This is a genomic window from Pseudomonas jessenii (genome assembly GCF_002236115.1).
GTDB classification, from domain to species: Bacteria; Pseudomonadota; Gammaproteobacteria; order Pseudomonadales; family Pseudomonadaceae; genus Aquipseudomonas; species Aquipseudomonas jessenii.
Genome location: NZ_NIWT01000004.1, coordinates 170,118 through 184,585, shown reverse-complemented (window position 1 = coordinate 184,585; position 14,468 = coordinate 170,118). Strand labels below are relative to the sequence as shown.

At 59.8% G+C, this 14,468-nt stretch carries 15 protein-coding genes; 3 read left to right on the top strand and 12 right to left on the bottom strand.

The genetic code is table 11. The annotated features are described in order from the left end of the window. Window positions 1–7 precede the first annotated feature (7 nt). Entirely contained in the window at window positions 8–925 is a 918-nt protein-coding gene (cysD, locus tag PSJE_RS13940; RefSeq protein WP_008046199.1) for a sulfate adenylyltransferase subunit CysD, read from the bottom strand. A gap of 256 nt (window positions 926–1,181) precedes the next feature. Next, complete coding sequence (locus PSJE_RS13935) at window positions 1,182–1,940, bottom strand: Nif3-like dinuclear metal center hexameric protein (RefSeq protein WP_057716409.1); 759 nt, start codon at window positions 1,938–1,940, stop codon at window positions 1,182–1,184. 103 nt (window positions 1,941–2,043) lie between these two features. Between PSJE_RS13935 and algW the strand changes: the two genes are divergently transcribed. The 3 genes from algW (at window position 2,044) to PSJE_RS13920 (ending at window position 6,129) form a co-directional block, all read left to right on the top strand. Further along, window positions 2,044–3,204: a Do family serine endopeptidase AlgW gene (algW, locus tag PSJE_RS13930; RefSeq protein WP_057716410.1), complete on the top strand. Its 1,161-nt coding sequence runs from the start codon at window positions 2,044–2,046 to the stop codon at window positions 3,202–3,204. 87 nt (window positions 3,205–3,291) lie between these two features. Then, a complete protein-coding gene (locus PSJE_RS13925; RefSeq protein ID WP_090457740.1) occupies window positions 3,292–5,397 on the top strand; it encodes a TonB-dependent siderophore receptor in 2,106 nt (701 codons plus the stop codon). A gap of 12 nt (window positions 5,398–5,409) precedes the next feature. After that, entirely contained in the window at window positions 5,410–6,129 is a 720-nt protein-coding gene (locus PSJE_RS13920) for a DUF4198 domain-containing protein (protein WP_090453097.1), read from the top strand. A gap of 138 nt (window positions 6,130–6,267) precedes the next feature. On the opposite strand, the gene hisC is transcribed toward PSJE_RS13920, so the two are convergent. From hisC to PSJE_RS13870, 10 genes are all read right to left on the bottom strand, one after another. Then, window positions 6,268–7,320, bottom strand: a complete 1,053-nt coding sequence (hisC, locus tag PSJE_RS13915; RefSeq protein ID WP_090453095.1) for a histidinol-phosphate transaminase — start codon at window positions 7,318–7,320, stop codon at window positions 6,268–6,270. 2 nt (window positions 7,321–7,322) lie between these two features. Then, a complete protein-coding gene (hisD, locus tag PSJE_RS13910) occupies window positions 7,323–8,660 on the bottom strand; it encodes a histidinol dehydrogenase (protein ID WP_057716412.1) in 1,338 nt (445 codons plus the stop codon). A gap of 126 nt (window positions 8,661–8,786) precedes the next feature. Continuing rightward, window positions 8,787–9,422 (bottom strand): ATP phosphoribosyltransferase, encoded by a 636-nt coding sequence (gene hisG, locus PSJE_RS13905; protein ID WP_008018703.1) that lies wholly within the window; start codon window positions 9,420–9,422, stop codon window positions 8,787–8,789. A 125-nt stretch (window positions 9,423–9,547) separates the two neighbouring features. Then, entirely contained in the window at window positions 9,548–10,813 is a 1,266-nt protein-coding gene (gene murA, locus PSJE_RS13900) for a UDP-N-acetylglucosamine 1-carboxyvinyltransferase (RefSeq protein WP_056728381.1), read from the bottom strand. Between the two features lie 22 nt (window positions 10,814–10,835). Further along, window positions 10,836–11,075: a BolA family protein gene (locus tag PSJE_RS13895; protein WP_020796650.1), complete on the bottom strand. Its 240-nt coding sequence runs from the start codon at window positions 11,073–11,075 to the stop codon at window positions 10,836–10,838. Window positions 11,076–11,189: 114 nt separating this feature from the next. Then, window positions 11,190–11,495, bottom strand: a complete 306-nt coding sequence (locus tag PSJE_RS13890) for an STAS domain-containing protein (protein ID WP_090453094.1) — start codon at window positions 11,493–11,495, stop codon at window positions 11,190–11,192. Next, window positions 11,492–12,145 (bottom strand): MlaC/ttg2D family ABC transporter substrate-binding protein, encoded by a 654-nt coding sequence (locus PSJE_RS13885; protein WP_057716414.1) that lies wholly within the window; start codon window positions 12,143–12,145, stop codon window positions 11,492–11,494. Before PSJE_RS13885 ends, PSJE_RS13890 begins: the two co-directional genes overlap by 4 nt. 11 nt (window positions 12,146–12,156) lie before the next feature. After that, window positions 12,157–12,624 carry an outer membrane lipid asymmetry maintenance protein MlaD gene (gene mlaD / locus PSJE_RS13880; protein WP_007970271.1) on the bottom strand — a complete coding sequence of 156 codons (468 nt, stop codon included), beginning with the start codon at window positions 12,622–12,624 and terminating at the stop codon, window positions 12,157–12,159. After that, a complete protein-coding gene (gene mlaE / locus PSJE_RS13875) occupies window positions 12,624–13,421 on the bottom strand; it encodes a lipid asymmetry maintenance ABC transporter permease subunit MlaE (RefSeq protein ID WP_090453092.1) in 798 nt (265 codons plus the stop codon). The genes mlaD and mlaE overlap by 1 nt, the downstream gene beginning before the upstream one ends. After that, window positions 13,421–14,230 (bottom strand): ATP-binding cassette domain-containing protein, encoded by an 810-nt coding sequence (locus PSJE_RS13870; RefSeq protein ID WP_007986707.1) that lies wholly within the window; start codon window positions 14,228–14,230, stop codon window positions 13,421–13,423. Before PSJE_RS13870 ends, mlaE begins: the two co-directional genes overlap by 1 nt. Window positions 14,231–14,468: the final 238 nt, after the last annotated feature.

Below are 14,468 nucleotides of genomic sequence, written 5' to 3'. Positions count from 1 at the left end.
CAACCCCTTAGAAATAACCCTGACGTTTTTTGTCTTCCATCGAGCCTGCGCCATCGTGGTCGATGACACGGCCCTGGCGCTCGGAAGTTCGCGTCAGGAGCATTTCCTGAATGATGTCCGTGAGGCTTTCGGCCTCGGACTCCACCGCGCCCGTCAACGGGTAGCAACCAAGGGTACGGAAACGCACTTTCTTTTTGACGATGCGCGCTTTGTCTTCGTCGCTCAGGTGCTCGAGGATGCGCTCGTCGTCGATCATGATCAGCGTGCCGTTCTTCTCGATGACTTCACGCTCGGCGGCGAAATACAGCGGAACGATCGGGATGCCTTCGAGGTAGATGTACTGCCAGATGTCCAGCTCGGTCCAGTTCGACAGCGGGAAGACGCGGATCGACTCGCCCTTGTTGACCTTGCCGTTGTAGACGTTCCACAGCTCGGGGCGCTGGTTTTTCGGATCCCAGCGGTGCTTGCTGTCGCGGAACGAGTACACACGCTCTTTGGCGCGGGACTTCTCTTCATCGCGACGGGCGCCGCCGAATGCTGCGTCGAAACCATACTTGTCGAGTGCCTGCTTGAGGCCCTCGGTCTTCATGATGTCGGTGTGCTTGGCGCTGCCGTGGGTGAACGGGTTGATGTCCTGCGCCACGCCGTCCGGGTTGACGTGGGTGATCAGGTCGAGGCCCAGCTCGGCGACCATCTTGTCGCGGAAGCTGTACATCTCCTTGAATTTCCAGCGAGTGTCGACGTGCATCACCGGAAACGGCAGCTTGCCCGGGAAGAACGCCTTGCGTGCCAGATGCAGCATCACGGCGGAGTCTTTACCGATGGAGTACAGCATCACCGGGTTATCGAACTCGGCGGCCACCTCGCGGATGATGTGGATGCTTTCCGCCTCCAGCTGTTTCAGATGCGTCAGTTTGTCGACCATGGCTACTCACGAAAACTTTCTTATGAACGGCCACCGGGCCGTGTTCGAGCGGGGATCCTAGCACAGCGACCCCTTCTAATCAGGACGCCAACTAGATCGAAAGAGCATATGAATATGCCTGCCTGTTTGGGCTCACCCCCTGTAGGAGCGAGCTTGCTCGCGATGGTCGTCAACGATAACGCTGGGAGTCTGACACCCCGTGGTGTCTTCAGGTTCATCGCGAGCAAGCTCGCTCCTACAGGAAGAGGGTGCGCTTTCAGATCGGATTCGGGCAATCGATGAAGATGTGCTCCAGCGCAAACCGACGGGCCAGATAATCCCCCAGTGCCTGAACGCCGTAGCGCTCGGTCGCATGGTGACCGGCGGCGATGAAGCTGATGTCGTTTTCCCTGGCGCTGTGGAAGGTTTGCTCGGAAGCCTCGCCGCTGAGGTACAGATCGACACCCGCCAGAATGGCTTGATCGATGTAACCCTGGCCACCACCGGTGCACCAGCCGACGCGGCGTACCATGGCGCTGCCTTCGATCAACAGCGGCTCACGCCCCATCACTTCCTGGACGCGGCGGGCGAAATCCCGGGGCATCATTGGCTCATTCAGCGAGCCGACCAGGCCGACAATCTTCAGGTTGTCCGGGTCCAACGGACCTTCGACGGTGATGTCGAGTTGCCGTGCGAGCTGCGCGTTATTGCCGACGTCCGGGTGCAGGTCCAGCGGCAGGTGATAGGACAACAGGCTGATATCGTGCTTGAGCAGGGTCTTCAAGCGACGCTGCTTCATGCCGGTGATGCACGGGTTTTCACCCTTCCAGAAGTAGCCATGATGCACCAGCACCAGGTCTGCGTTGGCCTCCACGGCCGCATCGAGCAGGGCCTGGCTGGCGGTGACGCCACTGACAATGCGCATCACTTGTGGCCGCCCCTCGACCTGCAGGCCGTTGGGGCAATAATCGGCGATTTTGGCGCTGTTGAGGTAGCGGTCGGCTTCTTCGACCAGGGTGCTCAGGGCGACGGCCATAAAAGACTCCTAAATATCCCGTTCAGAGGCGCGTGCGGCCTCGTATAATGCGCGTCATTATGAGCGGTCTCAGACCGCCTGCAACTCTCTCAGGAACTGCTTAATGCTCAAGGCGCTGCGTTTTTCCGGCTGGCCGCTGTTGGCCGGCGTGCTTGTCGCTCTTTTGATAATCCAGCGTTACCCGCAGTGGGTCGGGCTCCCGAGCCTCGACGTCAATCTGCAACAAGCGCCGCAAACCACCAGCATGCAGCAGGGTCCGGTGTCTTATGCCGAAGCGGTATCCACCGCGGCGCCATCGGTGGTGAACCTGTACACCACCAAAGTCATCAACAAACCCAACCATCCGCTGTTCGAAGATCCGCAGTTTCGTCGCTTCTTCGGCGATAACTCGCCCAAGCAGAAACGCATGGAGTCGAGCCTCGGTTCCGGCGTGATCATGAGCCCGGAAGGCTACATCCTGACCAACAACCACGTGACCAGCGGTGCCGACCAGATCGTGGTGGCGCTCAAGGACGGCCGGGAAACCCTGGCGCGAGTGATCGGCAGCGACCCGGAGACCGACCTCGCGGTACTGAAAATCGACTTGAAAAACTTGCCGGCGATCACCGTGGGGCGTTCCGACAACATCCGCATCGGCGATGTGGCGCTGGCCATCGGCAACCCCTTCGGCGTCGGCCAGACCGTAACCATGGGCATCATCAGCGCCACCGGGCGCAATCAATTGGGCCTGAACAACTACGAAGACTTCATCCAGACCGATGCGGCGATCAACCCGGGCAACTCAGGCGGTGCGCTGGTGGATGCCATCGGCAACCTGACCGGCATCAACACGGCGATCTTTTCCAAGTCCGGGGGCTCCCAGGGCATTGGGTTCGCAATCCCCGTGAAGCTGGCGATGGAAGTGATGAAGTCGATCATCGAGCACGGCCAGGTGATTCGTGGCTGGCTGGGTATCGAGGTGCAGCCGCTGACCCAGGAACTGGCCGAGTCGTTCGGCTTGTCCGGTCGTCCAGGCATTGTCGTGGCGGGAATTTTCCGCGATGGCCCGGCACAGAAGGCCGGTCTGCAACTGGGTGATGTGATTCTTGCCATCGATGGCGAACCGGCCGGTGATGGCCGTCGCTCGATGAATCAGGTAGCGCGGATCAAGCCGACCGACAAGGTCGCGATCGAGGTGATGCGCAACGGCAAGGAGCTCAAGCTGATGGCTGAAGTCGGCCTGCGTCCGCCGCCGGCTCCGATCAAGGAAAAAGAAGAGGAATAAGCCAGACCCGATCATTTCGGGTCGATGGAAGACATTCTCATTAGTTATGTTATGTTGTTTCAATTCTTGGAATTGGAACAATATAACATGTCGTCTCGAATAAAGGCCTCGGTGGCAAGTCTTGCCCTCGGGCTGTTGGGAGAACCGGCCTTCGCCGAAGAACCCCGAGCGTTGGAACTGGATGCCATCAGCGTCACTTCCGACTACGAATCCCCTACCGGGCCTGTCGCTGGCTACCGCGCCACCCGCTCCGCCAGCGCGACCAAAACCGACACCGCCATTCGCGACATCCCGCAATCGATCAGCGTGGTCCCCGTCAGCGTGCTCAACGATCTGGGCAGCATCAGCGTTGAGCGCGCGCTGGACTTTGCCGGCGGCGTTTCGAAGCAGAACAACTTCGGTGGCCTGACGCTTTACGAATACAGCGTACGCGGCTTCACCACGTCGGAGTTCTACAAGGACGGCTTCAGCGCCAACCGTGGCTACCCAAGCACGCCGGATGTGGCGAACATCGAGCGCATCGAGGTGCTCAAAGGCCCCGCCGCCAGTCTGTATGGCCGAGGTGATCCGGGCGGCACAGTCAACATCGTCACCAAGAAACCTCAGCCCGAAGCCTTCGCGACCCTGAACACCAGCGCGGGCAGTTGGGATCGTTATCGCATGGCGCTGGACGTCAACACGCCACTGGATGACCAAGGCAACGTGCTGTCGCGGGTCAACCTGACCATCGAGGACAACCACAGCTTCCGCGATCACGTCGACAGCCAGCGCGTGTTTGTCGCGCCCTCCTTCAGCTGGCAACTGAACCCGGACACCAGCCTGTTGGTGGAAAGCGAATTCGTTCGCCACAGTTCGACCTTCGATCGCGGCATCGTCGCCCCCAACAACACCTGGAGCGGCGTCTCCCGTTCGACCTTCCTCGGCGAACCCGATGATGGAGACATCGACAACCACAACAACATGCTGCAGGCCGCCCTCGAACATCAGCTCGGCGACAGCTGGAAACTGCGCCTGGCCAGCCATTACAAGGAAGGCAAACTCTGGGGGTTCGCGTCAGAGTCGCGCCCGCTGAATGCCGACGGCCATACCGTCAATCGTCGCTATCGCGAGCGTGACAACGATTGGCACGACAGCATTACCCAACTCGAACTGCGCGGCTTTTTCGACACCGGCAGTTTGCAGCACGAACTGTTGATCGGCAGCGAATACGAGAACTACCGCAAGAACGAACGGGTGACGACCATTGCCGGCAGCCCCTACGCCATAGACATCTACCAACCGGTCTATGGCCAGCCAAAACCCAACGGCGCACGCTCGGGTACGGACTTCTTCGAACACGTCGAAAGCCATGCACTGAACCTGCAGGACCAGATCATCTTCACCGACAAGCTGCGGGGCATGCTCGGTGTGCGCTTCGAACATTTCGAGCAACACATCGACGATCACACCCGTGGCGCTACCAGCACTCAGAGCCACGACGCGCTGACCCAACGGGCCGGCTTGCTTTATCAACTGACACCTGAAGTCGGCCTGTTCGCCAACGCCTCGACCTCGTTCAAGCCGAACAATGGCCTGGACGCGGCCGGTAAATCCTTCGACCCGGAAGAAGGCATCGGCTACGAAATCGGGATCAAGAGCGAGCTGTTCGATGACCGTTTGAGCAGCACCCTCGCCGCTTTCCATATCGAGAAAGAAAACGTCCTCACCCTCGACCCGGGTACAGACACCAGCCGCGCCATGGGAAAGGCACGCAGTCAGGGCATCGATCTGCAAGTCACCGGACATGTCAGCGACGCTGTTCGCGTGATTGGCGCCTTCGCCTACATCGACGCTGAAGTCACTGAGGGCGACAAGGTCATTCCCACCGGCAGCCGCATTCTCGGCGTGGCCAAACGCAGTGGCAGCCTGTTGGGTGTTTATGAGTTCCAGGACGGTCGACTGCGCGGCTCGGACCTTGGCGCCGCGTTCACTTATGTCGGCGATCGCTCGGGCGAAGCTGGCAGCGACTTTGAGTTACCCGCGTATCACACCGTCGACCTGCTGGCCCATTACAAGACCAGCGACAACATCACGGTGGGCCTGAACCTGAACAACATTTTCGACGAAAAATATTTCGAGCGCTCCTACAGCAACTACTGGGTCAACCCCGGCGAGCCGCGCAATTTCACCGTCAGCCTGACACTCACTCTGTAAAAGGACGTCCCCATGCACCCACTCAAACCCCTGGCACTGCTCGGCTTGCTGTTTGCCACCGAGGTCTCGGCCCACGGCCTGTGGACCGAACAACGTCGTGGAAACATCGAGGTCATTTACGGGCACGGCGCCGAAGACAACACCTTCAAGGCACAGAAAATCAGCGGTGCCTGGGCCTATGACGTCAATGGAAAAATGATTCCGGTGACGGTGCAGCGCCTGCCTGATCACGCGCGCCTGCAACCGCTTAAACCACCCGCCGTGATGGCGGTGGCGCTCGACAATGGGATGTGGTCGCAGACCGCCGACAAGAAATGGATCAACGAAGGACGCAGCAAAGTGCCGGGAGCGATCGAGGCGACCCAGACGTTCAAGTACAGCCTGGCGATCTATCAGCCGGGTGCAAAGCTGCCCAAGCTGGATCAAATGAAATTGCTGATTCTGCCTGAGGTCGATCCGCTGACCGTAGGGCCGGGCGAGTCGCTGCCAGTCCAAGTGTTACTGGATGGCAAACCCGCTGCGGGCGTGAAGCTGGTGGGGGACTATCGCAACGCACCGAATACCTTGAGCACCGAAACCGATGCAAACGGCCGGGCTCAGGTGCTGGTGCGCAATGAAGGCTTGAACGTGATTTCGGCGCAGGTGGAAGTGCCGGTGAAGGACAGCATTGATGTGAATAGTCGCGGGCTGTTCAGTTCGCTGACGTTCCTGGGCGAGCCGCATCACGAATAAGTCAAAGCGACACTAAACACTGTGGGAGCGAGCTTGCTCCGGGCGGCGTTCCGACGATGTCGGTGTGACATTCAACAAAATATTGAATGTTATGGCCTCATCGCGAGCAAGCTCGCTCCCACAGGTTCGGGGGATGGTTTAGAGATCGCCTAAACCGTCGATCAGCGCCTGATTCTGTTCTGGCGTGCCGATGGAGATCCGCAGGAACTGGGCAATCCGCTCCTGCTTGAAGTGCCGGACGATCACGCCTTGCTCGCGCAGCTTCGCCGCAAGCCCCGCCGCATCGTGCCGGGGGTGACGGGCAAAAATGAAGTTCGCCGCCGATGGCAGCACTTCAAAACCCTTCTCCTCCAGCTGTGCAACGACCTTCTCGCGATTCTCGATCACCAACCGGCAGGTCTTGTCGAAATACTCGCGATCCTCGAACGCGGCGGCAGCGCCGACATTCGCCATGCGATCCAGCGGATAGGAGTTGAAGCTGTTCTTGATCCGCTCCAGCGCCTCGATCAGGTCCGGATGGCCGACCGCCAATCCAACCCGCAGGCCCGCCAGGGAACGGGACTTGGACAGGGTCTGGGTCACCAGCAGGTTCGGATAACGGTCCACCAGGGTGATTGCCGTCTCGCCACCGAAGTCGATGTAGGCCTCGTCGACCACCACCACCGAATCCGGGCTTGCCTTGAGAATCTGCTCCACCGCTTCCAGCGCCAACAGGCAGCCGGTCGGCGCGTTCGGGTTGGGGAAGATGATCCCGCCGTTCGGCCTGGCATAGTCCGCCGGGTTGATCTGGAACTGCTCGTCCAGCGGCACCGCGTCGAACTTGATGCCGTACAAACCGCAGTAGACCGGGTAGAAGCTGTAGCTGATGTCCGGGAACAACAGCGGCTGATCGTGCTGCAGCAAACCGTGGAAGATGTGCGCCAGCACTTCATCGGAACCGTTGCCGAGGAACACTTGATTGCTTTGCACACCGTAGTACCTGGCGACCGCGCTCTTCAGCAGATCGCTGTTCGGGTCCGGGTACAGACGCAGGTTGTCGTTCAGTTCGGTTTGCATCGCGGCCAAGGCTTTGGGCGATGGACCGTACGGATTTTCATTGGTGTTTAGCTTCACCAGTTTTGCCAGCTTCGGCTGCTCACCCGGGACGTAAGGCACCAGATTCTTGACGAACGGGCTCCAGAATTTACTCATGTTCAGTTCCCCTGCCCTTGTGGAAAGTCTTCGTCGACGATGCGGTACTCGGCGCTACGCGCGTGGGCGGTCAGCGATTCGCCACGGGCCAGCACGGAAGCGGTTTTGCCCAACTCGGAAGCGCCCTGCTCGGAACAGAAGATGATCGACGAGCGTTTCTGGAAGTCGTACACACCCAGCGGCGAGGAGAAACGCGCGGTGCCGGAGGTCGGCAACACGTGGTTGGGACCTGCGCAGTAGTCGCCCAAGGCTTCAGAGGTGTGGCGACCCATGAAGATCGCGCCGGCGTGGCGGATCTGCGGCAGCCAGGCTTGTGGATCGGCAACGGACAATTCGAGGTGCTCCGGCGCGATGCGGTTGGCCACTTCGATGGCTTGCTCCATGTCGCGCACCTTGATCAGTGCACCACGGCCATTGATCGAGGTTTCGATGATCGCGGCGCGCTCCATGGTCGGCATCAGCTTGGCGATGCTGGCGGCGACCTTGTCGAGGAATTCGGCGTCGGGGCTGACCAGAATCGCCTGGGCGTCTTCGTCGTGCTCGGCCTGGGAGAACAGGTCCATGGCGATCCAGTCCGGATCGGTCTGGCCGTCGCACACCACCAGGATCTCGGAGGGACCGGCGATCATGTCGATTCCGACCTGGCCAAACACGTGGCGCTTGGCAGTGGCGACATAGATGTTGCCCGGGCCGACCACTTTATCGACCTTCGGCACGCTTTCGGTGCCGTAAGCCAATGCGGCAACGGCTTGAGCGCCACCGATGGTGAACACACGATCGACGCCGGCGATGCAGGCAGCGGCCAGCACCAGTTCATTGATTTCACCGCGCGGGGTCGGCACGACCATGACCACTTCGGTGACGCCGGCGACCTTGGCCGGAATCGCGTTCATCAACACCGACGACGGGTACGACGCCTTGCCACCCGGTACGTACAGGCCGGCACGGTCCAGCGGCGTGACTTTCTGGCCCAGCACGGTGCCGTCGGCCTCGGTGTAGCTCCAGGAGTCCTGCTTCTGTTTTTCGTGATAGCTGCGCACACGGGCGGCGGCGACTTCCAGCGCTTCGCGTTGAGCCACGGTAATGCGCGTCAGTGCCAATTCCAGACGCTCACGCGGCAGGATCAGGTCGGCCATGGACTTCACGTCCAGGCCGTCGAACTGGCGGGTAAAGTCCACCAGTGCCGCGTCGCCACGCTCACGCACAGCCTTGATGATGTCCAGCACCCGCTGATTGACCGAGTCGTCAGACACACTTTCCCAGCTCAGCAGATGATCCAGATGATGCGCGAAATCCGGGTCAGCAGCGTTGAGTCGGCGAATTGCAGTCGGTGCGGTCATAGCGAGAGCCTCATAGGAATGGCAAAAACTCAGGCGCCCTAACTTAGCAGTCGTTTCCGCTTGGGCACCTGAGAATTCTGGCTATGAGGCGGATAGACGGGCGCGACTTAACGTCGCGCAGGTGAATCAGCCGCGGTGTCGAGACTCCACTGCCTTGCGCAGGGTGTCGATCAACGCCTGGATACGGGCGTGCTGCATCTTCATCGAAGCTTTGTTGACGATCAGCCGGGAGCTGATGGCAGCAATGAAATCCTGTGGCTCCAGACCGTTGGCCCGCAGCGTGTTACCAGTGTCGACCACGTCGATGATCTTGTCCGCCAGGCCGATCAGCGGCGCCAGCTCCATCGAACCGTAGAGTTTGATGATGTCGACCTGACGGCCCTGCTCGGCGTAGTAGCGCTTGGCAACGTTGACGAACTTGGTGGCGATACGCAGGCGGCCCTTGGGCTCGACCGCGCCGACCTTGCCGGCGGTCATCAGCTTGCACTGGGCAATTTGCAGGTCCAGCGGCTCGTACAGGCCCTGGCCGCCGTACTCCATCAGCACATCTTTACCGGCGACACCGAGGTCGGCGGCACCATGCTCGACGTAAGTCGGCACATCGGTGGCACGCACGATCAGCAGGCGTACATCTTCCTGGGTCGTGGGAATGATCAGCTTGCGGCTCTTGTCCGGATTCTCGGTCGGCACGATGCCCGCTTCAGCCAGAAGCGGCAGGGTGTCGTCAAGGATGCGGCCCTTGGACAGTGCGATGGTCAACATGGGAAACGTCAGTCCTTATCAAGGTACTCATGCCCGGTCGCAAATGGCGCCGGACACACATCGAGCCGAAAACGGCTCGACTTCAACAAATCAACGGGCATGTCCTTATGCCCATACAGCAGGGACTAGCCCGGAACGCGACGGATCTTGGCGCCCAGCATCTGCAGTTTTTCTTCGATGCACTCGTAGCCACGGTCTATGTGGTAGATGCGGTCGATCAGCGTGTCGCCTTCGGCGATCAGGGCCGAGATCACCAGGCTGGCCGAAGCACGCAGGTCGGTCGCCATGACTGGCGCGCCCTTGAGCTTTTCGGTGCCGGTGACGATGGCGGTGTTGCCTTCGACCTGGATCTTGGCGCCCATGCGGTGCAGCTCGTAGACGTGCATGAAGCGGTTTTCGAAGATCGTCTCGATCACAGCGCCGGTGCCTTCGGCAATGGCGTTGAGGGAGATGAACTGCGCCTGCATGTCGGTCGGGAACGCCGGGTACGGAGCGGTCCGCACGTTGACGGCTTTCGGACGCTTGCCGTGCATGTTCAGCTCGATCCAGTCTTCGCCACAGGTGATTTCGGCACCGGACTCACGGAGTTTTTCCAGAACGGCTTCGAGGATGGTCGGATCCGTATCCTTGACCTTCACACGACCACCGGTCACCGCCGCCGCCACCAGATAGGTGCCGGTTTCGATGCGGTCAGGCATTACTTTATAAGTGGTGGTGTGCAGACGCTCGACGCCATCGATGGTGATGGTATCGGTACCGGCGCCGGAAACCTTGGCGCCCATGGCGTTCAGGAAATTCGCCAGGTCGACCACTTCAGGCTCGCGAGCGGCGTTTTGCAGGACGCTACGGCCCTTGGCCAAGGCCGCGGCCATCATGATGTTTTCGGTACCGGTCACACTGACGGTATCGAAGAAGAAGTGCGCACCGCGCAGGCCACCTTCAGGCGCCTTGGCCTTGATGTAGCCGCCTTCGACGTCGATGACGGCGCCCATGGCTTCCAGGCCACGGATGTGCAGGTCAACCGGACGCGAACCGATGGCGCAACCGCCAGGCAAGGCGACTTCGGCTTCACCGAAACGAGCAACCATCGGACCGAGCACCAGAATCGACGCACGCATGGTTTTAACCAGTTCGTAAGGTGCGACCAGGGTCTTGATGGTGCGCGGGTCGATTTCGACGGCCAGCTTCTCGTCGATCACAGGTTCGATACCCATGCGCCCGAACAGCTCGATCATGGTGGTGATGTCGTGCAGGTGCGGCAGGTTGGCCACAGTCACCGGGCCATCGCACAGCAGGGTAGCCGCCAGGATCGGCAGGGCAGAGTTCTTTGCCCCGGAGATGCGGATCTCGCCGTCAAGACGAGCACCGCCAGTAATAATCAATTTATCCATAAGAATCTCGACGCCCTTGGGCTCAGGTGCGCTCGGCCCAGGCCGCGCTGCTGAAAAATTTCATAGTGACCGCATGGATGCTGCCATCGGTGATCCATGGGTTCAAATGGGCATAGACCTGCTGCTGACGCTTGACCGGGCTCAACGCCGCCAGTTCATCGCTAATCACGTTCAGCTGGAAATTGCAGCCTTCGCCCTCGACTTCTACTTTCGTTCCGGGCAGCTTTCCTTCAAGAAAGCTCTTAACTTCGTTGGCCTGCATGCTCAACCTCAATCGGCGCCCTGTGCGCGCGGGTCGGACATCATACAAAAAAGCCCCGCGCCTGCGAACCCCGCCAAGCAGGACTCAGACGGGGGGCTTATTCATAGATGCGGGTTAGGGATGCGCCAACAGCTCGGTCAGCTCGCTGACCTGAGCGATTTCACGCATGTCTTCCGGCATCCCACGGATGCTCAGGGCCTTGCCGGCCTCCTGCGCATCACGGATAAAGCACAGCAGCAACGACAAACCGACACTGCTGGACTTGGTTACCGCCGAGCAATCGACCACCAGCGCTGCAGCATTGCTGGCTTTGATCAGCGCCTTGCCCTGCTCGCGCAGGCCAGGGCCGGTGCGGTAATCCAGCACGCCACTGAGTCGCAGCTCGCCCGCTTCGTCCATCTGGACTGCCGACTCACTCATTGGGCTGACTGCTCTGGTTTCTTGTCGGTGGCTTCCTTGGCCTTGGCGACTTCCCCGGCCCAACCATTGATGGTCTTGTCCAGGTCGTTGCCATTTCGCTGCATCGCATCGGCGAACTGATCGCGGAACAGCTTGCCGATATTGATGCCATTGATGATGACGTTACGCAGTTTCCACTCGCCGTTGATCTTTTCCAGCGTGTAGGACACTGGATAGATCGCGCCGCTGCTGCCTTTGACAGTCATGCCTACACTGGTACGGTCGCCCGACTCGTCTTTGGCCGGTTCAACGGTGATGCCCTGGTTGTTGTACTCCAGCAAGGCATTGCCATAGAACTGGAACAGACCCTTCTTGAAGTTTTCTTCGAAGGTCTTCATCTGTGCAGGCGTAGCTTTACGCGAGTACTTGACCGTCATGATGCTCTTGGAAATACCCTCGGCATCCACGACCGGCCCGACGATGGTGTTCAGCGCCGCATAAAAGTCTTGCGGATCCTGCTTGTACTTCTCTTTGTTTGCCGCCAGGTCCGCGAGCATACGGTTGGTTGTGTCCTGCACCAGATCGTGCGCCGAAGTCGCCGCTACGGCGTGGGACACCAACGGAAACACCGCGAGCATTACCAACAGGCCACGTCGCAAGATAGAGATCATTTAACAGTTCCTCATTTAGCTTCTTTGCTAACGGTATTGAGCAGGAATTTACCGATCAGGTCTTCGAGCACCAGCGATGACTGCGTGTCATGGATGGTTCCACCATCCTTGAGCAGGGTGTCTTCCCCGCCCACGCTGATACCGATGTACTTCTCGCCCAACAGGCCAGCAGTCAGGATAGATGCAGTGGAGTCCGCCGGCAGATTATCGATGCGTTTTTCCAGCTGCATGGTCACCCGACCGGTGAAACTGTCGCGATCCAGATCGATGGCCGTGACCTTGCCGATGGTCACACCGGCCATGGTCACCTTTGCTCTGACCGTCAAACCGGCGATATTGTCGAAGTAGGCGTAAAGTTTATACGTGTCGGTGCTCGGAGTCGGGGACAGGCCACTGACCCGCAACGCCAACAAGAGCAAAGCCAGGATGCCAGCCAGCAAGAAAAGGCCGACACCGATTTCCAGGGTGCGGTTTTGCATCAGAAATCTCCAAACATCAAGGCGGTCAGAATAAAGTCCAGGCCGAGTACTGCCAACGAGGCATATACAACGGTCTTGGTAGTGGCACGACTGATCCCCTCGGAAGTGGATTCGCAGTCATAGCCTTGGAATACGGCGATCCAGGTCACGACAAAGGCAAAGACGATACTTTTGATGATCCCGTTGAGCACATCGTCGGCGAACGTCACGCTGTTCTGCATGTTCGACCAGTAGGAGCCCTCATAGACCCCCAGCCAGTCGACCGCTACCCACGAGCCGCCCCAGATACCCACCACGCTGAAAATCATCGCCAGCACCGGCAGGGAAATGAAACCGGCCCACAGGCGTGGCGCGATGATGTACTTGAGCGGGTCGACCCCGATCATTTCCAGGCTGGACAACTGCTCGGTGGACTTCATGTTGCCGATTTCGGCAGTCAACGCCGAACCTGCGCGCCCGGCGAACAGCAAGGCGGTCACCACCGGCCCCAGTTCACGCAGCAGCGTCAGCGCCACCATCTGCCCGACAGCCTGCTCCGAACCATAGCTGGAAAGAATGTTGAAGCCCTGCAGCGCCAGCACCATGCCGATGAACACCCCGGAGACCACGATGATCACCAGGGACATCACGCCCACCGAATGCAACTGCTTGACCAGCAGCCCGAAGCCGCCACCGATACCGCCCCGGCCGAGCAAGGCATGGAACAGGAACAGGCTCGAACGCCCGAACACCGCCAGCACATCGATGCCGGCCTGGCCGAAGCGGCGAACGCGCTCCATCAATGAAATTCTGCGCATCAGCGCTTCCCCAGAAGATCTGCGCGGTAATCCGTCGCTGGAAAATGGTACGGAACCGGGCCATCGGGTTCGCCGGTCATGAACTGACGAATGCGCGGTTCATCCGAATTCATCAACTCGTCAGGCGTCCCCTGCCCCAACACCTGACCATCGCCCACCACATAAATGTAGTCGGCAATGCTCGCGGTCTCGGCCAGGTCGTGGGATACCACGATGCTGGTGATGCCCAGCGCATCGTTGAGCAACCGGATGAGGCGCACCAGCACGCCCATTGCGATGGGGTCCTGGCCGACAAAGGGCTCGTCGTACATGAGGATCTGCGGGTCGAGCGCAATCGCCCGGGCCAGCGCAACACGGCGTTTCATGCCGCCGGAAAGCTCGTCGGGCATCAGCTCGATGGCACCGCGCAAGCCCACGGCCTGCAATTTGAGCAGGACAATGTCGCGGATCATTTCATCCGGCAGTTGGGTATGAACACGCAACGGAAAAGCGACGTTCTCGAAGACATCGAGGTCGGTAAACAGTGCGCCGCTCTGAAACAGCACGCCCATGTGCTTGCGCGCGTCGAACAGGTCGCTGCGCGACAGTTTTGGCAGGTTCTGACCGTTGACCCAGACTTCGCCCTTGGTGGGCCGCAACTGGGCGCCCATCAGACGCAAGAGCGTGGTCTTGCCACACCCGGAAGGCCCCATGATGCCGGTGACCTTGCCGCGCGGGATACGGATATCGACATTATTGAAAATGCTGCGCGCACCGCGCTTGAAGGACAGTCCCTTCAGCTCGACCGCGTAGGCGTTATCGGCACTCATCTAAACTCCTTGCGATGCAGCCTCTCACTCGGACGCCTGGCTTTCTGACAAAAGCACATACCTCCCGGGCAGGCCGAACTGGCGGCGAACTATATCACTGCAACGGCTGCGCGCCCAAGGCCAAAGCCAGGTCATGTTCAGCCGCATGACAGGTTGAAGGCCCCGTTTAGAAGGTTTCCGGCAACAAGGATGGCAATGCGCGACGAACTAGCGTGAGGGATTCGATCATAACCGTTAT

Coding starts and splice junctions, on each gene's coding strand:
- PSJE_RS13870 (WP_007986707.1), bottom strand. CDS start 14,230: ATGAGTGCCGATAACGCCTACGCGGTCGAGCTGAAGGGACTGTCCTTC.
- hisG (WP_008018703.1), bottom strand. CDS start 9,422: ATGTTGACCATCGCACTGTCCAAGGGCCGCATCCTTGACGACACCCTG.
- murA (WP_056728381.1), bottom strand. CDS start 10,813: ATGGATAAATTGATTATTACTGGCGGTGCTCGTCTTGACGGCGAGATC.
- PSJE_RS13895 (WP_020796650.1), bottom strand. CDS start 11,075: ATGCAGGCCAACGAAGTTAAGAGCTTTCTTGAAGGAAAGCTGCCCGGA.
- hisD (WP_057716412.1), bottom strand. CDS start 8,660: ATGACCGCACCGACTGCAATTCGCCGACTCAACGCTGCTGACCCGGAT.
- hisC (WP_090453095.1), bottom strand. CDS start 7,320: ATGAGTAAATTCTGGAGCCCGTTCGTCAAGAATCTGGTGCCTTACGTC.
- PSJE_RS13885 (WP_057716414.1), bottom strand. CDS start 12,145: ATGATCTCTATCTTGCGACGTGGCCTGTTGGTAATGCTCGCGGTGTTT.
- PSJE_RS13925 (WP_090457740.1), top strand. CDS start 3,292: ATGTCGTCTCGAATAAAGGCCTCGGTGGCAAGTCTTGCCCTCGGGCTG.
- algW (WP_057716410.1), top strand. CDS start 2,044: ATGCTCAAGGCGCTGCGTTTTTCCGGCTGGCCGCTGTTGGCCGGCGTG.
- PSJE_RS13935 (WP_057716409.1), bottom strand. CDS start 1,940: ATGGCCGTCGCCCTGAGCACCCTGGTCGAAGAAGCCGACCGCTACCTC.
- PSJE_RS13920 (WP_090453097.1), top strand. CDS start 5,410: ATGCACCCACTCAAACCCCTGGCACTGCTCGGCTTGCTGTTTGCCACC.
- mlaE (WP_090453092.1), bottom strand. CDS start 13,421: ATGCGCAGAATTTCATTGATGGAGCGCGTTCGCCGCTTCGGCCAGGCC.
- mlaD (WP_007970271.1), bottom strand. CDS start 12,624: ATGCAAAACCGCACCCTGGAAATCGGTGTCGGCCTTTTCTTGCTGGCT.
- cysD (WP_008046199.1), bottom strand. CDS start 925: ATGGTCGACAAACTGACGCATCTGAAACAGCTGGAGGCGGAAAGCATC.
- PSJE_RS13890 (WP_090453094.1), bottom strand. CDS start 11,495: ATGAGTGAGTCGGCAGTCCAGATGGACGAAGCGGGCGAGCTGCGACTC.